This is a genomic window from Clavibacter sp. GW821-FHT01D01 (genome assembly GCF_059422605.1).
This window is the reverse complement of the sequence record NZ_JBWKXC010000014.1, coordinates 33,356-52,900: the sequence shown is the minus strand read 5'-3', so window position 1 is coordinate 52,900 and position 19,545 is coordinate 33,356. Positions and strand designations below refer to the sequence as shown.

The window sequence follows — 19,545 nt, the reverse complement described above, 5'->3', positions numbered from 1 at the left end:
CCCCGTGGGAGTGATCCAGGCCGAAAGCCCAGCACTCACGTCGGAAGCAGATTCAGACCCTAGCTCAGTTGGTGGTAGACACGCAACCCGTAAGCCGCGGCAACTTCTGTTTCACCAGGATCATCACCCGCCAGAACAGCTCCGGAAGCTTTTCGCTTCCCGCCCGTCCCGGCGACAAGAGGAGACATTACGCGGACCACCCCACCCCCGCAAAACAACCCGCATCCCGGGCGTGTCGCGACGCTCTCCTCGGAGAAGAGCCGGTAGGAAGCCGATTCAGTCGACCGTGAGGCCGGCGAGGGTCTTCTTGCCGCGGCGGAGGACCGCGAATCGACCATGCAGGAGATCCTCCACGACGGCGTCGGCGTGGGCCACGGCGGCGTTGTTCACGTACACCCCGCCCTGCGCGACCGCCCGCCGACCCTCCCCCGCGCTCTGCACGAGTCCGGTGTCGACGAGCGCCTGGATCACGGTCGTGCCCGCGGGGATCGCCGCCGACGGCAGCTCCCCCAGCGCCGCGCGCAGCGTCGGCTCGTCGAGGGCGCTCAGCTCCCCCTGCCCGAACAGGGCCTGGGACGCGGCGATGGCGGCGGCGGTCGCGGCCTCCCCGTGGACCAGGGTGGTCACCTCCCATGCCAGCTCGCGCTGCGCCGCCCGACGGAAGGGCTCGGCCTCCACGGCACGGGCGAGCTCGTCGATCCGGTCGCGGCCGAGGAACGTGAAGACGCGCAGGCGGTGGACCACGTCGGCGTCGTCCGTGTTGAGCCAAAACTGGTAGAACGCGTACGGGCTCGTGAGCTCCGCATCGAGCCAGACGGCGTTGCCCTCGCTCTTGCCGAACTTCGTCCCGTCGGAGTTGGTGATGAGCGGCGTCCCGATGGCATGCGCCGCCACCCGCTCGCTGCGTCGGATCAGGTCGGTGCCGCTCGTCAGGTTCCCCCACTGGTCGCTGCCACCGGTCTGCAGCACGCACCCGTGGGTGCGGTACAGCTCCCGGAAGTCGAGGCCCTGCAGGATCTGGTAGCTGAACTCCGTGTAGCTGATCCCCTCGTCCGAGTTCAGCCGTGCGCTGACCGCGTCCTTCTTGAGCATCGTGCCCACCCGGAAGTGCTTGCCCACCTCCCGCAGGAAGTCGATCGCGGTGAGCGGCGCCGTCCAGTCCAGGTTGTTGACGATCCGCACCGCGTTGTCGCCCTCCCCGCTGAGGAAGGCCGTGACCTGCGCCTGCAGGCGGCGCACCCACTCGGCCACGACGCCCGGGTCGTTGAGGGTGCGCTCCGCGGTGGGACGGGGATCGCCGATCAGCCCCGTCGACCCGCCCACGAGGCCCAGCGGCCGGTGCCCGGCGAGCTGGAGCCGGCGCATCAGCAGGAGCTGCACGAGGTTGCCGAGGTGCAGGCTCGGTGCCGTGGGGTCGAAGCCGCAGTAGTACGTGATGGGGGGTCCGGCGAGGAGGGCCTTCAGCGCCTCCTCGTCCGTCGACACGTGCACGTACCCGCGCCAGACGATCTCCTCCCAGACGTCCTCGAAGGACGGGTCGTTCTGCTGGGAGGCGAGGCGGGTGGGGTCGGCGTTCGTCACGCTGCCACGGTATCAGCGCGTCCTCGCCGGGGCCGCGGGGCGCGGCGGTGGCGGCGGCCGCGGGGCGGACTCGACGGGCGGACCCCACGGTGAGGACCCCATGGGGTGGACCCGGCGGGGAGGTGGCGCGGACCGGACGCCGCGCGGGTGTGGTGCGGGTGTCGGAGGCCGGGCGGATGCTCGGGGCAGGATCGGAGGCTGCGTGAGGATCAGGCTCGGGGCATTGATCCACACGGATCAAGTGCTTAGAATTGATGCGCGGAGATCAATGATCACGCATTGAGGGGATCATGTTCGTCATCACCGCCGACCAGAAGGCCAGCCGCACCGACGTCGACCGCGCGGGGACCGCGCGCGACGACCTCGCCGAGCGGTACGCGGGGCAGCTCGCGCTCCCCGTCGACCGCACCTCCGGCGACGAGGTGCAGGCGCTCGTGCTCGACGCCGGCACGGCGCTCGACATGGTGCTCCGGCTCACCCGCGCCGAGCACTGGAGCGTCGGCCTCGGCATCGGCGACGTGCGGACACCGCTCCCCCGGGCCACGCGGGAGGCGACCGGGCCGGCGTTCATCGCGGCCCGGGAAGCCGTGACGGCGGCCAAGCGGAGCGCCACGCGGTTCGCCCTCGCATCGGATCCATCCGCCGAGACGGACGCGGCCGACGCCGGGGCGCCGGGCGCGCTGCCCGGCGCCGACGCCGTCGAGTCGCTGATCACCCTCCTGCTGCTCACCCGCGACCGTCGCACCCCCCAGGGCTGGGACGTCGTCGACCGCATGGCCGGCGGCGGGACCCAGCGCGAGGTGGCGGCGGCGCTCGGCATCACCCCGCAGGCGGTCAGCACCCGCCTCCGCACCAGCGGCTGGCGCGCCGAGCGCGCGGCGGTCCCGGGACTCGTCGCGCTGCTGGCGCACCTCGACTCCCGCGCATCCGCGAACGTCGCCTCACCCCGCACCGTCGACGGAGCGGACGCGTGATCCCCGCGGGATCGGCCCCGGAGATCGCCGCCTGGTCGGTGCTCTGCGTGCTCGCGACCACGGCGCTCGTCCTCGCGCTGCTCACCCTCCGCTCCCCGCGCACCGGGCTGGTCGCGGCCGCGGCGGGCGCGCTCGCCGCCGCGCTCGTGCTGGGACTGGCGCTCGCCTCCCCGGCCTCACCGCTGGTCGTCGGCTTCCTCGGACTCGTCGCGGTGGTGCTGGCCGTGCTCGGCGGGGGATCCGCGTCCACGGTCGTGCTCGCGCTCGCCACCCGCGGATCGGTGCCGCAGGGCGCGTTCGGCGGGATACTCGTGGCACCCCGGGGGCACGACGACGACCCGGCGGCGATCCGCCGGCCGAAGCACGAGGTGCTGCGCGGCGGCGCGACGATCGGCATGCTCGAGCGGCTCGCCGTCGTGGCCGTGATCCTCGCCGGCTACCCCGAGGCGCTCGCGGTCGTGATCGCCATCAAGGGCGTCGGCCGCTTCAGCGAGCTCGGCGAGGCCGCGGAGGCGCGCGAGCGGTTCATCATCGGCACGCTCGTCAGCTGGCTGTGGGCCGCGACCTGCGCGGCGGTCGTGCTGGTCGTCCGGTAGGGCCCGCCGGTCAGCGGCGGATGCGGGGGACGTGCGCGCGGTACGGGGAGACCGTCGGATCCCCCGGCACCCAGAACCGCCACGGGAACAGCTCACCGGACCCGCCGGGGCCGGACACCCCCACGCGCGGGCCCGACGCCGGCAGCGCGAGCGGCGCGTCCGGGAGCGTCAGCTCGTAGGGCGCGGCGTCGAGCGCGGCGCCGTCGTCCGACAGCGGGATCCCGAGCGCGACGGCGAGACGGGCCGGACCCCGGGCGAGGTCGCGGTCCCGGACGGCGGCGCCCCGGCGGCTCCGCGCCAGGTCGACGCCCTCGACGATGCCGCCCGCCCGCAGGAGCACGCCCGCGCTCGTGCCCTCCGGGCCGCAGACGACGTTGGCGCAGGTGTGCATCCCGTACGTGAAGTACGCGTAGAGGTGGCCGGGCGGCCCGAACATCGTCGCGTTGCGCGCCCGGCGCCCGCGGAACGAGTGCGAGCCCGGGTCCTCGCCGACGCCGCGGTAGGCCTCGACCTCGGTGAGACGGACGGCGACCCGCCCCTCCTCGGAATCGCGCGACAGCACCGCCCCGAGGAGGGCGGGCGCGACCTCGACGGCGTCGCGCGCGAAGAACGCGGCCTCGATCACGACGGGATCAGACCAGCTCGCCGTTGAGGCTCGCCACGACGACCACGAACACGAGGACGGCGACCGCGAGGCCGACCACGAGCGGCAGGAGCCACCGGTGCCGGGGCTCCGGTCGCTCGGGCCGGCGGCCGTTCGAGAGCGTCATGCGGGGGCGTCCGCGGATGCGGCCGCACGGCGCTCGGCCGCGGCATCGGCCCGGGAGCGGAGGGCCGCGACCCGCGCCACGAGCTCCGCGCGCTGCTCGTCGACGCGCATGCGCGCCGTGCCGCCGACACCGTCGCGGCTCGCCACCGACCCCTCGACGCTCAGGACCTCGCGGACCTCCGGCACGAGGTGCGGCGAGACCGAGCGCAGGTCGGCGTCGTCCAGGTCCTCGAGCCCCACGCCACGGGACTCGGCGAGCTTCACGAGCTCGCCCGTGATCTCATGCGCATCCCGGAAGGCCACGCGGTGCTTCACCAGCCACTCCGCCACGTCGGTCGCGAGCGAGAACCCCTGCGGCGCCAGCTCGGCCATGCGGTCGGTGTCGAAGCGGAGCGTCGCGATCATGCCGGTGAACGCGGGCAGCAGCACCTCGAGGGTCTGCACCGAGTCGAACACGGGCTCCTTGTCCTCCTGCAGGTCGCGGTTGTACGCGAGCGGGAGCCCCTTGAGGGTGGCCAGGAGCCCGGCCAGGTTGCCGATGAGGCGCCCCGACTTGCCGCGCGCGAGCTCGGCGATGTCCGGGTTCTTCTTCTGCGGCATGATCGAGGACCCGGTCGAGAACGCGTCGCTGAGCGTGACGAACCCGAACTCGCGCGTGTTCCAGAGGATGATCTCCTCGCTCAGCCGCGAGAGGTCGATGCCGACCTGCGCGAGCACGAACGCGAACTCCGCCACGACGTCGCGGCTGGCGGTGCCGTCGATCGAGTTCTCGGAGCTGCGGGCGAAGCCGAGGTCGCGGGCGACCGCGCCGGCGTCGAGGCCGAGGGTGCTGCCCGCGAGCGCTCCGGATCCGTAGGGCGACACGTCGGCGCGCGCGTCCCAGTCGGCGAGGCGCTCGAGGTCGCGCACGAGCGGCCAGCAGTGGGCCAGCAGGTGGTGCGCGAGGAGCACCGGCTGCGCGTGCTGCAGGTGGGTGCGCCCCGGCATGACCGCGCCGCCCGCCGCCTCCGCCTGCGCGGCGAGGGCGTCGACGAGGCGCACGAGCATCGCGTGGATCACCGAGGCGTGGTCGCGCAGGTACATGCGGACGAGGGTGGCGATCTGGTCGTTGCGGCTGCGGCCCGCGCGGAGCTTGCCGCCGAGCTCGGGTCCCGCGATGTCCATGAGGCCGCGCTCGAGCGCGCCGTGCACGTCCTCGTCGGCCTCCGATGCGACCAGGGCGCCCGAGCGCACGCGGTCCTCCAGGGTGTCGAGCGCCTGCAGCATGGACTGCCGCTCGGCGTCCGACAGGTAGCCGGCGGCCGCGAGGGCCCGGGCGTGCGCCCGGGACCCCGCGATGTCGTACGGCGCGAGCTGCCAGTCGAAGTGCGTCGAGCGGCTCAGCTCGACGAGCTCCGGCGACGGACCGCCGGCGAAGCGGCCGCCCCAGAGGGCACCCGCCTCGCCCGCCCGGGAGGACGGATCCGTGCTCTCGGTCATGCGGCTACTCCGCGGCGGGCGCGGCGTCGGGCGTCGCGGCGTCGGCGGCCAGCGCGGCCTGCTCGACCGCGAGGTCGCGACGGGCCGAGATCTTGCTCGGCAGCGACCACAGCTCGATGAAGCCCTTCGACAGCGACTGGTCGAACGTGTCGCCGGTGTCGTAGGTCGCGAGGTCGAAGTCGTACAGGCTCGTCTCGCTGCGCCGGCCGGTGACGACCGCGCGACCGCCGCGCAGCGTCATGCGGATGTCGCCCGAGACGTGGCGCTGCGAGTCCTCGATGAACGCGTCGAGCGAGCGCTTGAGGCCCGAGAACCAGAGCCCGTCGTAGACGAGGTTCGCCCAGTCCTTCTCGACGCCGCGCTTGTAGCGGCCGAGGTCGCGCTCGATCGTGAGGCTCTCGAGCTCCTCGTGCGCCTCGATGAGGGTCATCGCGGCCGGGGCCTCGTAGACCTCGCGGCTCTTGATGCCGACGAGGCGGTCCTCGACGACGTCGATGCGGCCGATGCCGTGCGCACCCGCCGCGGCGTTCAGCTCCTGGACGATGCGCAGCGGCGAGTAGCGCACGCCGTCGATCGCCACGGGGACGCCCGCCTCGAAGGTGATGGTGACCTCGGTGGCGTCGCGGAGGACGTCCGGGTCCTGCGTGTACTCGTAGAGGTCCTCGATGGGGCCGTTCCACGGGTCCTCGAGGAAGCCGGTCTCGACCGCGCGGCCCCACACGTTCTTGTCGATGGAGTACGGGCTCTTCTTGCTCTGCTCGATGGGGAGGTCGTGCTCGTTCGCGTAGACGATGGCCTTGTCGCGGGTCAGCGCGAGGTCGCGGACGGGCGCGATGGAGGTCAGGTCGGGCGCGAGCGCGGCGACGGCGGCCTCGAAGCGCACCTGGTCGTTGCCCTTGCCGGTGCAGCCGTGCGCGACGCTGTTCGCGCCGAGCTCGTGGGCGACGCGCGCCAGGTGCTTCGCGATCAGCGGGCGGCTGAGGCCCGAGACCAGCGGGTAGCGCTTCTGGTAGAGCGCGTTGGCCTTGAGGGCCGGGACGATGTAGTCGTCCGCGAACTCGTCCTTCGCGTCCACCACCACGGCCTCGACCGCGCCGCAGTCGAGCGCGCGCTGCCGGATGACCTCCATGTCCTCGCCGCCCTGGCCGACGTCGACGGCGAGCGCCACGACCTCCTTGCCGGTGGCGTCCTTGAGCCAGCCGATGCCGACTGAGGTGTCGAGTCCGCCTGAGTAGGCGAGGACCACGCGTTCGGCCATGTCGTTCTCCGTTTCCGTTGCTGGGTGTCTCGGGGGGTGCGTGCTGCCTACGCCTGGCGCAGGAGCCAGACGAGCAGCGCCTTCTGGGCGTGCAGGCGGTTCTCCGCCTCGTCCCAGACCACCGAACGCGGGCCGTCGATGACCTCGGCGGCCACCTCGTACTCGCGGTCGGCGGGCAGGCAGTGCAGGAAGATCGCGTCGTCGACCGCGTGCTCCATGAGCGCGGTCGTGACCTGGTAGGCGCCGAGGTCGGCCAGGCGCGCGGCCTTCTCCTCCTCGCGGCCCATCGACACCCAGGTGTCGGTGACCACGACGTCGGCGCCCGTGACGGCCTCGACCGGATCCGTGAGGACCCGGACGGAGCCGCCCGTGGACGCGGCGATGCGCTCGGCGTCCGCGACGACGGCCTCCGCGGGCACGTAGCCGGCGGGCGCCGCGATCCGCACGTGCATGCCCGCGGTCGCACCGGCGAGCAGGTAGGACTGCGCCATGTTGCAGGCGCCGTCGCCGAGGAAGGTCAGGGTCTGGCCGGCGGGGTCCCCGCGGTGCTCGCGGATGGTGAGCAGGTCGGCGAGGAGCTGGCAGGGGTGGAAGTCGTCGGAGAGCGCGTTGACGACGGGGACGGTCGTGCCCTCCGCCATCTCCTCGAGCCCGGCCTGCCCGTACGTGCGCCAGACGATGGCGGCGACCTGGCGCTCAAGCACCCGCGCGGTGTCGCTCGCGGTCTCCTTGCCGCCCAGCTGGCTGTTCGCCGTGCTGATGATGAGCGGGACGCCGCCGAGGTCGGCGATGCCGACCGCGAAGGAGACGCGCGTGCGGGTCGAGGACTTGTCGAAGATGACCGCGACGGTCTGCGGGCCCGCGAGGGGCCGCTCGGACCAGCGCTCGCGCTTCAGCCGCACCGCGAGGTCGAGCACCTCGGCCTGCTCGGCGGGGCTCAGGTCGTCGTCGCGCAGGAAGTGGCGGGTCATCGCATCGCTCGCTCTCGGGGGACTTGCGGATCCGACAAGCCTAGGGGACGCGCGGGGGCGGATCCGTCGCCGGGCACCCCCGCGCGGGGGTGCCCGGCGTGCGATCCGCGCGGCGGTGCAGGGGAGCCCGCGCCGGGCGGCGGACCGGCCCCCGCGGGGTCAGCGCAGGTGGCCGAGCGCCCGCCCGAACCGCTCGCGGAAGTCGCGCACCTCGGCGTCGCCCACGATCAGCGGCGGCGCGATGCGGAGGCTCCGGGCGTTCGGCGCGTTGATGATGAGGCCCTCGCCCAGCGCGGCGGCCGCGATGCGCCCGCCGTCCTCGTGGTGGAGGCCGACGCCGATGAGCAGGCCCCGGCCCCGGACCTCCGCGATCAGCGGCGACTCGAGGCCCGAGATGGCGGCGCGGATCTCCTCGCCGCGGCGCGCCGCGTTCTCGACGAGCCCCGCCTCCTCGATCTCGGCGAGGACCGCGTCGCCGGCCGCCGTGGCCAGCGGGTTGCCGCCGAACGTGGAGCCGTGCTGGCCCTTGGTGAGGAGGTCGGCCGCCGCGTCGAACGCGACGAGCGCCCCGATCGGGACGCCGCCCGCGATGCCCTTCGCGATGGTGACCGCGTCCGGGCGGACGCCCTCGTGCTCGTAGGCGAACCAGCGGCCCGTGCGGCCGACGCCCGTCTGGATCTCGTCGAGGATGAGCAGCGCGCCGTGCTCCCGCGTGAGCTCGCGGGCCCGGCGGAGGAACCCCGCCGGCAGGTCGACGACGCCGGCCTCGCCCTGGATGGGCTCGAGGACGAGCGCCTGCACCCGGTCGTCGATGGCGGCCTCGAGCGCCTCGAGCGTGGGCGCGATGTGCTCGACCCCGCCCGGGAGCGGCAGGAACGGCGCCTGCAGCGCGGGCTGCCCCGTGAGCGCGAGCGCGCCCATCGTCCTGCCGTGGAACGAGCCCTGCAGCGTGATGACGCGCGTGCGCCGGTCGCTCCCGTTCCGACGGGCGAGCTTGAACGCGGCCTCGTTGGCCTCGGCCCCCGAGTTGCCGAAGTAGACGCGGCCGGTGTCGCCCGCGCCCGTGATCCGGCGCAGGCGCTCCGCGAGCGCGATCTGCGGCGGCGTCGCGAAGTAGTTGGACACGTGCGCGAGCGTGGACACCTGCGCCGTGACGGCGCGGATGAGCGCCGGGTGCGCGTGCCCGAGCGAGTTGACGGCGATGCCCGCGAGGAAGTCGAGGTACTCGCGTCCCGTGGAGTCCCAGACGCGGCAGCCCTCGCCGCGCACGAGCATGGCGAGCGGCGGCGGCGAGGAGCGCATCATCGCCGTCTGGAAGCGGTCGGACCACTCGCTCTCCGTCTGCGTGGTGCGGCGCTCTGGCTGCGTCGTGGTCATGCGGGCACGACCTCCGTTCCGATTCCGTTCGTGGTGAAGATCTCGAGGAGCATCGAGTGCGGGATGCGGCCGTCGATGATGGCGGCCTTGGGCACTCCCCCGTCGACGGCCTCGAGGCACGCCGCCATCTTGGGGATCATCCCCGACTCGAGCGTCGGGAGGAGCGCGCGGAGCTCGTCCGCGCGGATGTCGGAGACGAGCGAGCCGCGGTCGGGCCAGTCCCGGTAGAGGCCGGCGACGTCGGTGAGGATCACGAGCTTCTCGGCGCCGAGCGCGACGGCGAGGGCGGCGGCCGCGGCGTCGGCGTTCACGTTCAGCGACACCCCCGGGTCGGACTCGTCGGGCGCGATGGAGGAGACGACGGGGATGCGCCCCGCGTCGAGCTGCGCGAGCACGGCCGTGGGATCCACCGCCACGACGTCGCCCACGAGGCCGAGGTCCACCTCGACGCCGTCGACGACCGCGCCGCGGCGGCGTCCCGTGAACAGGCCCGCGTCCTCGCCGGAGACGGCGGCCGCGAGCGGGCCGTGCGCGTTGATGCCGCGCACCACGTCGCGGCTCACCTGCCCGGTGAGCACCATGCGGACGACCTCGAGGACCTCGGGAGTGGTGACGCGGTATCCCCCGCGGAACTCGCTCTCGATGCCGAGGCGCGTGAGCATGGCGCTGATCTGCGGCCCGCCGCCGTGCACGACGACCGGACGGAGCCCCGCGTAGCGGAGGTAGACGACGTCCTCGGCGAACGTGCGCGTGAGGTCCTCGTCGACCATGGCGTTGCCGCCGAACTTCACGACCACGATGCGGTCGTGGAAGCGCTGCAGCCACGACAGGGACTCGATGAGCGTCGCCGCCTTCGACTCGGCCTGCGCCTGGTCGAGGTCCGCGTCCTCCTGGGTGATGCCGGTCACGTGCGTCCCGTCTGCGTCCGCCATCAGCTCGCGTACGCGCTGTTCTCGTGCACGTAGTCGTGCGTGAGGTCGTTGGTGAGGATCGTCGCCGTCGCGTCGCCCGCGTGGAGGTCGATCAGGACGCGCACGGACCGCGGGTGCAGGTCGACCAGGTCGCGGCTCTCGTGCGGCTCGCCCGCCCGGCAGACCTGCACGCCGTTGATCGCGACGTCGATGCCGTACGGGTCGAACGCCGCGCCCGTGGTGCCCACGGCCGCGAGCACCCGGCCCCAGTTGGGGTCGTTGCCGAACACTGCGGCCTTGAAGAGGTTGCTGCGCGCCACCGCGCGGCCCACCTCGACGGCGTCGGCGTCGTCGGCCGCGTGCACGACCTCGATGGCGATGTCGTGGGACGCGCCCTCGGCGTCGGCCTGCAGCTGCTCGGCGAGGTCGGCGCAGACGGCCGTGAGCGCGGTCCGGAACTCCGCGGCGTCCGGCACGACACCGGAGGCGGCGGACGCGAGCAGCGTCACCTGGTCGTTGGTCGACATGCAGCCGTCGGAGTCGAGCCGGTCGAAGGTGACCCGGGTGGCCTCACGCAGCGCCGCGTCGAGCGCGGCGGCGTCGAGGTCGGCGTCGGTGGTGATCACGACGAGCATGGTGGCGAGGCCCGGCGCGAGCATGCCCGCGCCCTTGGCCATCCCGCCCACCGTCCAGCCGGCGTCGGATGCGCGGATCGACTGCTTGGGGCGGGTGTCCGTGGTCATGATGGCGCGCGCGGCGTCGTCCCCGCCGTCCTCGGCGAGCGCGACCGCGACGCGCGCGACCCCGTCCTCGAGCCGGTCGAGCGGGAGCTGCTCGCCGATGAGGCCCGTGCTGCACACGAGAACGTCGCCGCTGGATACGTCGAGCGCGCGGCCGACCGCCTCCGCCGTGGAGTGCGTCACCTGGAAGCCGCGGGAGCCCGTGTAGCAGTTGGCGCCGCCGGAGTTGAGGACGACCGCGCTCACGAGCCCGTCGCCGATGACCTGGCGCGACCAGAGGATGGGGTTCGCCTGGCAGCGGTTGCTGGTGAACACGGCGGCCGCGGCCTGCGACGGACCGAGGTTCCGGACGAGGGCGACGTCGAGCGCACCCGTGGACTTGAGGCCCGCGGCGACCCCTCCGGCGACGAAGCCGCGCGCGGCGGTGACGCTCACGGGGCGACGCCGTTCACGGGGAGGCCCATGCCCTCGGGCAGCCCCAGGGCGATGTTGGCCGACTGGATCGCGGCGCCCGCCGTGCCCTTGACCAGGTTGTCGATCGCGGTGACCGTGACGACGCGGCCCGCGGCCTCGTCGATGGCGAGGCCGACGAGGGCGGTGTTGGATCCGGTGACGTCGGACACGTTCGGGAACGCCCCCTCCGGCAGGAGGTGCACGAACGGCTCGTCGGCGTAGGCGAGCTCCCAGGCCGCGCGCACGTCGTGGGCGGAGAAGCCGGGGGCGAGGCGCGCGGTGGCCGTGGCGAGGATCCCGCGGGCCATCGGCACGAGCACCGGCGTGAAGGAGACGCTCACGCGCCGGCCGCCCGCCGTCTCGAGGTTCTGCCGGATCTCCGGCGTGTGGCGGTGGGTGCCCCCGACCGCGTAGGCGCTCGCGGATCCGAGGACCTCGCTCGCGAGGAGGTTCGTGCGGAGCGCCCGGCCGGCGCCGGACGGGCCGACCGCGAGGACGGCGACGACGTCCTCGGGCTCGATGACGCCCGCGCGGATCCCGGGCTGGAGCCCGAGGGTGATGGCGGTGACGTTGCACCCGGGCACCGCGATGCGCTTCACGCCGGACAGGCGCGTGCGCTGGGTGCCGCCCTCCTCCGCGTGCAGGAGCTCGGGGAGCCCGTACGGCCAGGCGCCCGCGAAGTCGCCGCCGTAGAACGCGTCCCACGCGCCCTCGTCGACCAGCCGGTGGTCGGCGCCGCAGTCGACGACGAGCGTCGAGTCGTCGAGCTCGGCCGTGATGGCGCCCGACCTGCCGTGCGGCAGCGCCAGGAAGACGACGTCGTGTCCGGCCAGCTGCTCCGCCGTGGTCTCGACGAACGTGCGGTCGGCGTACGAGGTGAGGTGCGGGTGCACCTGGCGCAGACGCTCGCCCGCGTTCTGGAAGGCGGTGAGCGTCTGGACCTCGAGGCGCGGGTGGTCGGCGAGCAGACGGAGGAGCTCCCCGCCCGCGTAGCCGCTGGCGCCCGCGACGGCGACTGAGAATGACATGCATCAAATCTAGTGCCGGTGCGGGAGGCGCCCCGTCGGCGGCGGGGCGCGGACGCGAGCGCGGGCGGGCCCTCCGGAGGAGGAGCCCGCCCGCACGACGCCTCGGCGGCGCCCGGGTGAGCCGCCGCTACTCGCGGAGCGTCGCGCCGAAGCGCTCGGCGGCGAGCCGCACGGACCCGTCGCGGGCCGCGCTGGCCTCGGCGGCGGTGAGCGTGCGGTCGGGAGCGCGGAACCGGAGCGCGTACGTGAGCGAGCGTGCGCCCTCCGCCACCCCCGAGCCGCGGTAGTCGTCCACCAGGCGGGCGGACTCCAGCAGCTCGCCGGCGCCCTGGATGACCGTGCGGAGGACCTCCCCCGCCGGCACCTCGAGCCCGACCACGAGGCTGAGGTCCTGCGTCGCGACGGGCATGGACGTGAGCGGGCGCACGTCGACCGTGCCGCCCGCCAGCGCGACGAGCCGGTCGAGGTCGACCTCGGCGAGCGCGACGCGGTCGGGGAGGTCGAGCTCCGCGGCCAGCGCGGGCAGGAGCTCGCCCGCGAAGCCGACGATGACCGGGCCGTCCGCGGTCACGGCCTCGACCGCGGCAGTGCGCCCCGGGTGCATGGCCAGGTGCGCGCCCTGCTCGAACCGGATCTCCACGCCCACCGCGTGCGCGAGCTGCCGCACGGCGTCGAGCGCGTCGATCAGCCCGGCGCGCTGCGCGGGGGTGCCCGGCTGCTTCGGCACGGCGTCGCCGAGGATCAGGACGCCGACGTGGCGCGGCTGCGGCGGGATGCCCGCGTCGAGACCCCGCAGGGCGTCCGCGTCGGGACGCGCGGCCCCGGGCGGCATCTGCGGCGAGCCGTACGCCACCCCCGCGGACGGGAGGAACACGGTGCCGGCCTCGAAGAGCGCGAGGTCGGTGGATCCGCGCGACAGGTTCCGCCGTGCGATGTCGATGAGGCCGGGCAGCAGCGAGCGACGCAGGTACGGGAACGCCACGTCGAGCGGGTTGGCGAGCCGGACGGCGGGGGCGTCCTCGCGGTCGGCGGCGCCGAAGCGCGCGTTCTGCGCCTCGGAGGCGAACGGGGAGCCCATGACCTCGGCGAGCCCGCCCGCGGCGAGCGCGAGCGAGGCCTGGCGGCGGAGGCGCTGCGCCGTGGTGAGACCGCGGCCGGGAGGCGCGACGGGCAGCACGGCGGGGATCCGCTCGTAGCCGACGATGCGCGCGACCTCCTCCACGAGGTCGGCGCGGTGCCGGAGGTCCGGACGCCAGGTGGGCGGCGTGACGGCGAGCACGCCGTCGCGCTCCTCCAGGGCGCAGCCCACGTCGACGAGCGCACGGCGCACCTCGTCGGCCGTGTAGTCGACGCCGACGAGCGACGCCGGGTACCCGAGCGGCAGCTCGATGGCCGCGGGCGCCGTGGTGGTGTCGAGGATCGAGCCGAGGCCCTCCGCGTGACCGCCGGCCAGCTCCTCCAGGAGCTGCACGGCACGGGCCGCCGCGGCGGGCGCGATGCGCGGGTCGACGCCGCGCTCGAAGCGCTTGGACGCCTCGCTCGGCAGCTTGTGGCGGCGGGCGGTGCGGGCGATCGACACGGGGTCGAATCCGGCCGCCTCGATCAGGACGCGGCGGGTGTCCGCGCCGATCTCCGTGGCCGCGCCGCCCATGACGCCCGCGAGCCCGACGGGCCCCGAGTCGTCGGCGATGACGAGGTCCTCCGCATGCAGCGCGCGCTCCCGCCCGTCGAGGGTGACGAGCGTCTCCCCCTCGGCGGCGCGTCGGACGACGATGCCGCCCTGGAGCCGGTCGAGGTCGTAGCCGTGCAGCGGCTGGCCGAGCTCGAGCATGACGTAGTTGGTGACGTCGACGACGAGCGAGATCGAGCGGATGCCCGCGAGGGTCAGCCGCGAGACCATCCACGGCGGGGTGGGGCGGGACACGTCGACGCCGGAGACGACGCGCGTGACGAAGACGTCGGATCCGACGCGGCCGCGGAGGGGCGCGGCGTCGTCCACGCGCACGTCGACGCCGGTGGCGGGCGCATCCGCGGTGAGGAGCGCCAGCGCGTCGGCCGGGTCCGTGAACGCCGCCCCCGTGGCGTGGGCGTACTCGCGGGCGATGCCGCGGATCGAGAACGCGTACCCGCGGTCGGGCGTGACGTTGACCTCGACGGCCCGGTCGTCGAGGTGCAGGAGCGCGAGCGCATCCGTGCCGACCTCGGGGTCGAGGCCGAGGGCGGACAGGACGAGGATCCCGTCGTGCTCCTCGCCGAGGCCGAGCTCGCGGGCCGAGGCGATCATGCCGTCGGAGACGTGCCCGTAGGTCTTCCGCGCGGAGATGGGGAACGGGCCGGGCAGCACGGCGCCCGGCAGGCTCACCACCACCTTGTCGCCGACGACGAAGTTGTGCGCGCCGCAGACGATGCCGCGGACGTCGCCGCCGCCGTCGGCCGCCGCGGCGCCCTCGGGGGCGACGCGGACGCTGCACCAGTTGATGGTCTTGCCGTTGGTCTGCGGCTCGGGGGTCGCCTCGAGCACCTGCCCGACGACGACGGGACCCGAGATCGGGAACGCGTGCACGTCCTCCTCCTCGAGGCCCACCCTCACGAGGGAGGCGTGGACGTCCTCGGGGCTGACGCCCGCGGGGAGCTCGACGTGCTCGCCGAGCCAGCTGATCGGGATCCTCACGACTACACCACCATCCCGAACTGCGCGCCGAATCGGATGTCGCCCTCGACGATGTCGCGCATGTCGGAGAGGTCGTTGCGGAACATGAGGGTGCGCTCGGTGCCCATCCCGAACGCGAAGCCCTGGTACTCGTCCGGGTCGATGCCGGCGGAGCGGAGCACGTTCGGGTTCACCATGCCGCAGCCGCCCCACTCGATCCAGCGCGGTCCGCCCGCGGCGGCCGGGTGCCAGACGTCCATCTCGGCGCTCGGCTCGGTGAAGGGGAAGTAGTTCGGGCGCAGCCGGATGCGGGCCTCGTCGCCGAACATCGAGCGCGCGAAGTGCTCGAGCGTGCCGCGGAGGTGCGCCATGGTGAGGCCGCGGTCGATCGCGATGCCCTCCACCTGGCGGAACGCGGGCGTGTGGGTCGCGTCGAGCTCGTCGCTGCGGAAGGTGCGTCCCTGCGCGATCGTGTAGACGGGCAGCCGGTCCTGCAGGAGCGTGCGGATCTGCACGGGCGACGTGTGCGTGCGCAGCACGAGGTGCGCGTCCGTGGGGTCCACGTAGAAGGAGTCCTGCATGGCACGCGCCGGGTGGTCCGGCGGGAAGTTCAGGGCGTCGAAGTTGAACCACTCGCTCTCGAGCTCGGGGCCCTCGTTCACCTCCCAGCCCATGCCGACGAAGATGTCGGCGATGCGCTCCTCGAGCATGGTGAGGGGGTGCCGCGAGCCCGCGCGCCAGCGGCTCGGCAGCGCGGTGACGTCCACGGCCTCGGCGACGAGGCGCGCGGCGGCCTCCTGCTCCTGGATCTCCGCCTCCCGCGCCTGGAACGCCTGCGTGACGCGGGCACGCGACTGGCCGACGAGCCGGCCGGCGTCCTTGCGCTGTTCGGGCGGCAGCGAGCGGAGCGATCCGTTCAGCCGGGCGAGCGGGGAGGCCTCGCCGATGTGGGCGGTGCGCGCCTGCGCGAGGGATGCGGAGTCGGTGGTCGCGGCGAGCGCGGCCAGCGCCTGCTCGACGGCGGCGCCGACGCTCTCCTCGGAGATCTGGGGTTCGGACATGAGGCCCGAGTCTACCGATCGGGCACCCCGCTCCCCGTCCGCGCCGGGCCGGAGGGGCGCGGCGACGAGCGCGCTCCCGGCGCCTACGCGCCCTGCGAGGTCCCCGCGGCGACGGTCTTCGCCATGCGCGGTCCGCGCTTCCGGGCGAGGCGTCGGGCGATGGTCGACACGGTGAGGTTCAGGACGAGGTACATGCCCACCATGACCACGAAGATCGGCAGCGAGTTCGCGCGGCTCGTCGCCTCGAGGATCAGCTCGCCCTGCTTGGTGAGGCCCACGAGGCTCACGATCGTGCCGAGGGCGGTGTCCTTGATGAGGACCACGAGCTGGGCGACGATGATCGGCAGCATCGTGCGGAACGCCTGGGGGAACTCGACCAGCAGGCGGTTCTGCAGCGGGCGCAGGCCGATGGCGAGACCCGCCTCGCGCTGTCCGCGCGGCAGCCCGAGGATGCCGGAGCGCAGCGCCTCGCCGATGATCGCGCCGTTGTACAGCGTGAGCGCCGTGACGACCGACCAGTACGGGCCGATGGGGAAGATCAGGTAGATGAACAGCATCATCAGCAGCACCGGCATGCCGCGGAAGAACTCGAGCACGACCGTGACCGCGTAGCGGACGACCCGGTGCTCGCTCATCCGCAGGAGCGCGAGCACCATGCCGAGGAGGATCGCCAGCACGGCGGCGACTGCGGCGGACTGCAGGACGACCCACAGGCCCTTCAGCAGCAGGCCCCACACGAGCGGGTCGTTGAGCACGAGCCAGATGTCGGGGCTGAACTGCCCGGCCTGCTGGAGGCGGACGGCGGCGAAGGCCAGGACGGCGACGAGGACGACGCCCGTGACGATCGAGAGGATGCGCGAGCGCCGGCGGGCACGGGGACCGGGGACGTCGTAGAGGACCTGGCTCATCGGGAGACCGCCACTCGCTTCTCGAGGTGGTCCGCCAGCTGGCCGAGCGGGACCGTGATGATGAGGTAGAAGAACGCCACGCCGACGAACACCCAGACGACCGCGTTCCCGTTGGCGTTCGCGACGTCGCGGCCCACGTTGAACAGCTCGTAGATGAAGTAGGCGCCCGCGATGGACGTGTTCTTGGTGAGCGCGATGATCACGTTGATCAGCGGGGGCACCACCGTGCGGAGCGCCTGCGGCAGGATCACGTGCCCCAGCGTCTGCGAGAACGTCAGCCCGATGCTGCGCGCCGCCTCGGCCTGGCCGACGGGGACGCTGTTGATGCCCGACCGGATCGCCTCGGCGAAGAACGGCGCCGTGTACAGCGTGAGCGCGAGCACCGCGGCCGTCATGAACGGCAGGGCGCCCGAGATGGAGGTGATCACGACGCTGAAGAAGGTGAAGACGAGCAGCAGCGGGGTGTTCCGCAGCAGCTCGACGTAGACGGTGGAGGTGGCGCGGAGGCTCGCGACGGGCGAGATCCTCATGGCGGCGATCACGACCCCGAGCGGGAGCGCGAAGAGCACCGTGGTGAGGAGGAGGCGCAGCGTGCCGCCGAACCCCCGCAGGAACACGTCGAGATTGTCGAGGATCACGTCCACGGCACACCTCCTGGCTGGGCACCGGCGGGGCCGGGCGGGTCGGGTCGGGGCACGGGGACCCCGGACAGGGACGGGTCCCGCACGCGCGGGGCGTGCGGGACCCGGTGGTGCTAGTAGCGGTCGATCGCCGGGGGCTCCGGCGTGTCGATGACCGTGCCGGCCGTCGCCTCGAACAGGCGCGCCCAGGTGCCGTCGTCGTAGGCCTCCTGCAGCGTGTCGTTGATGAACGTGCGGAACGCCTCGTCGTCCTTGGCGATGCCGATGCCGTAGGGCTCCTCCGTGAAGGTCTCGCCGTCGCCGACGAGCTTGAACTCGCCCTCGTTCTGGTCGATGAAGCCGGAGAGGATCACGTTGTCGGTGGTGACCGCGGAGACCTGGCCGTTGCGCAGCGGGTCGAGGCACTTGCTGTAGACGTCGGTCGGCACGACGACGGCGCCGAACGTGGCCTCGATGTTCGCGGCCGGGGTGGATCCGGCGACGGAGCAGACCTGCTTGCCGCGGACGTCCTCGGGCGTGTTGATCTCGGTGTCGTCCGCGAGGACCATCAGCGCCTGGCCGGCGACGTAGTACGGGCCCGCGAAGTCCACGACCTCCTTGCGCTTGTCGTTGATCGTGTAGGTCGCGACGACCGCGTCGACCGAGCCGTTCTGGATGAAGGGCTCGCGGTTGGCCGAGACCGTCTCCGTGAACTGGATGTCGTCGAAGCCGATGCCGAGCTTGCTGGCGATGAGCGCCGAGATCGCGACGTCGAATCCGGCGGGCTTGCCGTCGAGGCCCGCGAGGCCGAACAGCGGCTGGTCGAACTTCGTGCCGACCTTCATCGAGCCGGCCTCGGCGAGGCGCGCCATGGTGGTGCCCTCGTCGAACGTGGGGTCCTCGGCGAGCTCGAGCTTGTAGGGGCCGTCGCCGTTGGCGGGGGCGTCGGTGCCCGCGTCGACGGCTCCGCCGGAGGCGCTGCCGGCCGCGCCGCAGCCGGTGAGGCCGACGACGACCGCGGCGGCCGCCGCGAGGATGGAGAGGTTCCTGTGCTTCATGGTTCCCGTTTCTCTGCTGGTGAGGTGGATGACGGATGCGAGGGGGATCGCGCGTGGTGCGGTGGTGCGGGTCGTGCGGCACCCGGACGGGCCTGCCTCGACGGCGACCGGGGGCGGTGAGCGGGAGGGCGCGTGCCCTCCGCGCGCGTCAGTGGGCGAGGATCTTCGAGAGGAAGTCCTTCGCGCGGGGGCTCTGCGGGTCGTCGAAGAACGCCTGCGGGGTGGTGTCCTCCTCGATGGCGCCGTCGGCCATGAAGATCACGCGGTCGGCGGCCTTGCGGGCGAAGCCCATCTCGTGGGTGACGACCATCATCGTCATGCCGTCCTTGGCGAGGCCGACCATGACGTCGAGGACCTCGGTGATCATCTCGGGGTCGAGCGCGGAGGTCGGCTCGTCGAGGAGGATCAGCTTCGGGTCCATGGCCAGGGCCCGGGCGATGGCGACGCGCTGCTGCTGGCCGCCGGAGAGCTGGGCGGGCATCTTCTGGGCCTGGTTCGCGACGCCGACGCGGTCGAGGAGCTCCATCGCCCGCTTCTCCGCCTCGGCCTTGCCCTTCTTGCGGACCTTGATGGGCCCGAGGGTCACGTTCTCGAGCACCGTCTTGTGCGCGAACAGGTTGAACGACTGGAACACCATGCCGACGTCGGCGCGGAGGCGCGCGAGCTCCGCGCCCTCCGACGGGAGGTCCTCGCCGTCGATGGAGATGGTCCCGTCGTCGATGGTCTCGAGCCGGTTGATGGCCCGGCACAGCGTGGACTTGCCCGACCCGCTGGGGCCGATGACGACGACGACCTCGCCGCGGTTCACCGTGGTCGAGATGTCCTTGAGGACGTGCAGGTCCCCGAAGTGCTTGTTGACGTGTGAGACGACGACCAGGGGCTCGCCCACCGCTGCTGCGGCGTTCGAGGCGCGGTCCGCCGTGTGGCTCGGCTCCATGCGAACACCATATCCGTGACGGTGTTTCGTCCGCGTTTCCGGGCGGCATCGTCACCCACTCGTGACGCGGGGCCGGCCTTTCCGCCGGTCAGACCGGGAGATGACCGGTCGCGCGCGCACGCGGACGCCCCACGGACGCGCCCTGGCAGACGGCCGGGAACCGGCTCGACGCCC

18 protein-coding genes are annotated in these 19,545 nt (G+C 73.4%); 2 read left to right on the top strand and 16 right to left on the bottom strand.

What is annotated here, in order from left to right:
* Nucleotides 1–276: 276 nt before the first annotated feature.
* On the bottom strand, nucleotides 277–1,581 hold the full coding sequence (gene tyrS / locus AC07VC_RS15090; RefSeq protein ID WP_494676127.1) for a tyrosine--tRNA ligase: 1,305 nt from the start codon (nucleotides 1,579–1,581) through the stop codon (nucleotides 277–279).
* Nucleotides 1,582–1,871: 290 nt separating this feature from the next.
* Here tyrS and AC07VC_RS15085 point away from each other — a divergent pair, with 290 nt between their 5' ends.
* Together AC07VC_RS15085 and AC07VC_RS15080 are read left to right on the top strand one after the other, a co-directional pair.
* Nucleotides 1,872–2,555: a DNA-binding protein gene (locus AC07VC_RS15085; protein WP_494676128.1), complete on the top strand. Its 684-nt coding sequence runs from the start codon at nucleotides 1,872–1,874 to the stop codon at nucleotides 2,553–2,555.
* Complete coding sequence (locus AC07VC_RS15080) at nucleotides 2,552–3,151, top strand: hypothetical protein (RefSeq protein WP_494676129.1); 600 nt, start codon at nucleotides 2,552–2,554, stop codon at nucleotides 3,149–3,151. The genes AC07VC_RS15085 and AC07VC_RS15080 overlap by 4 nt, the downstream gene beginning before the upstream one ends.
* 10 nt (nucleotides 3,152–3,161) lie before the next feature.
* On the opposite strand, the gene AC07VC_RS15075 is transcribed toward AC07VC_RS15080, so the two are convergent.
* The 15 genes from AC07VC_RS15075 to AC07VC_RS15005 all read right to left on the bottom strand — a co-directional run bounded on the left by AC07VC_RS15075 (nucleotide 3,162) and on the right by AC07VC_RS15005 (nucleotide 19,371).
* A complete protein-coding gene (locus AC07VC_RS15075; RefSeq protein ID WP_317228810.1) occupies nucleotides 3,162–3,776 on the bottom strand; it encodes a DNA-3-methyladenine glycosylase in 615 nt (204 codons plus the stop codon).
* A gap of 7 nt (nucleotides 3,777–3,783) precedes the next feature.
* Complete coding sequence (locus tag AC07VC_RS15070) at nucleotides 3,784–3,921, bottom strand: hypothetical protein (RefSeq protein ID WP_181034796.1); 138 nt, start codon at nucleotides 3,919–3,921, stop codon at nucleotides 3,784–3,786.
* Nucleotides 3,918–5,399 carry an argininosuccinate lyase gene (argH, locus tag AC07VC_RS15065; RefSeq protein WP_494676130.1) on the bottom strand — a complete coding sequence of 494 codons (1,482 nt, stop codon included), beginning with the start codon at nucleotides 5,397–5,399 and terminating at the stop codon, nucleotides 3,918–3,920. The genes AC07VC_RS15070 and argH overlap by 4 nt, the downstream gene beginning before the upstream one ends.
* A gap of 4 nt (nucleotides 5,400–5,403) precedes the next feature.
* Complete coding sequence (locus tag AC07VC_RS15060) at nucleotides 5,404–6,657, bottom strand: argininosuccinate synthase (RefSeq protein WP_494676131.1); 1,254 nt, start codon at nucleotides 6,655–6,657, stop codon at nucleotides 5,404–5,406.
* Between the two features lie 47 nt (nucleotides 6,658–6,704).
* Nucleotides 6,705–7,628: an ornithine carbamoyltransferase gene (argF, locus tag AC07VC_RS15055; protein ID WP_494676132.1), complete on the bottom strand. Its 924-nt coding sequence runs from the start codon at nucleotides 7,626–7,628 to the stop codon at nucleotides 6,705–6,707.
* A gap of 159 nt (nucleotides 7,629–7,787) precedes the next feature.
* Nucleotides 7,788–9,005 (bottom strand): acetylornithine transaminase, encoded by a 1,218-nt coding sequence (locus AC07VC_RS15050; RefSeq protein ID WP_494676133.1) that lies wholly within the window; start codon nucleotides 9,003–9,005, stop codon nucleotides 7,788–7,790.
* Nucleotides 9,002–9,913 (bottom strand): acetylglutamate kinase, encoded by a 912-nt coding sequence (gene argB, locus AC07VC_RS15045; protein ID WP_181034797.1) that lies wholly within the window; start codon nucleotides 9,911–9,913, stop codon nucleotides 9,002–9,004. Before argB ends, AC07VC_RS15050 begins: the two co-directional genes overlap by 4 nt.
* 23 nt (nucleotides 9,914–9,936) lie before the next feature.
* The gene (gene argJ, locus AC07VC_RS15040; protein WP_494676134.1) at nucleotides 9,937–11,091 is read right to left on the bottom strand and encodes a bifunctional glutamate N-acetyltransferase/amino-acid acetyltransferase ArgJ; all 1,155 of its coding nucleotides are present in this window, start codon (nucleotides 11,089–11,091) and stop codon (nucleotides 9,937–9,939) included.
* Nucleotides 11,088–12,137: an N-acetyl-gamma-glutamyl-phosphate reductase gene (gene argC / locus AC07VC_RS15035; protein ID WP_494676135.1), complete on the bottom strand. Its 1,050-nt coding sequence runs from the start codon at nucleotides 12,135–12,137 to the stop codon at nucleotides 11,088–11,090. The genes argJ and argC overlap by 4 nt, the downstream gene beginning before the upstream one ends.
* A 127-nt stretch (nucleotides 12,138–12,264) precedes the next feature.
* Nucleotides 12,265–14,808: a phenylalanine--tRNA ligase subunit beta gene (gene pheT, locus AC07VC_RS15030; RefSeq protein WP_494676136.1), complete on the bottom strand. Its 2,544-nt coding sequence runs from the start codon at nucleotides 14,806–14,808 to the stop codon at nucleotides 12,265–12,267.
* 2 nt (nucleotides 14,809–14,810) lie between these two features.
* Entirely contained in the window at nucleotides 14,811–15,848 is a 1,038-nt protein-coding gene (gene pheS, locus AC07VC_RS15025) for a phenylalanine--tRNA ligase subunit alpha (protein WP_317228818.1), read from the bottom strand.
* 83 nt (nucleotides 15,849–15,931) lie between these two features.
* The gene (locus AC07VC_RS15020; RefSeq protein WP_317228819.1) at nucleotides 15,932–16,756 is read right to left on the bottom strand and encodes an amino acid ABC transporter permease; all 825 of its coding nucleotides are present in this window, start codon (nucleotides 16,754–16,756) and stop codon (nucleotides 15,932–15,934) included.
* A complete protein-coding gene (locus AC07VC_RS15015) occupies nucleotides 16,753–17,400 on the bottom strand; it encodes an amino acid ABC transporter permease (RefSeq protein ID WP_094116166.1) in 648 nt (215 codons plus the stop codon). The genes AC07VC_RS15020 and AC07VC_RS15015 overlap by 4 nt, the downstream gene beginning before the upstream one ends.
* 110 nt (nucleotides 17,401–17,510) lie before the next feature.
* A complete protein-coding gene (locus tag AC07VC_RS15010) occupies nucleotides 17,511–18,434 on the bottom strand; it encodes a glutamate ABC transporter substrate-binding protein (RefSeq protein ID WP_317228820.1) in 924 nt (307 codons plus the stop codon).
* 148 nt (nucleotides 18,435–18,582) lie between these two features.
* The gene (locus tag AC07VC_RS15005; RefSeq protein ID WP_396335498.1) at nucleotides 18,583–19,371 is read right to left on the bottom strand and encodes an amino acid ABC transporter ATP-binding protein; all 789 of its coding nucleotides are present in this window, start codon (nucleotides 19,369–19,371) and stop codon (nucleotides 18,583–18,585) included.
* Nucleotides 19,372–19,545 lie beyond the last annotated feature (174 nt).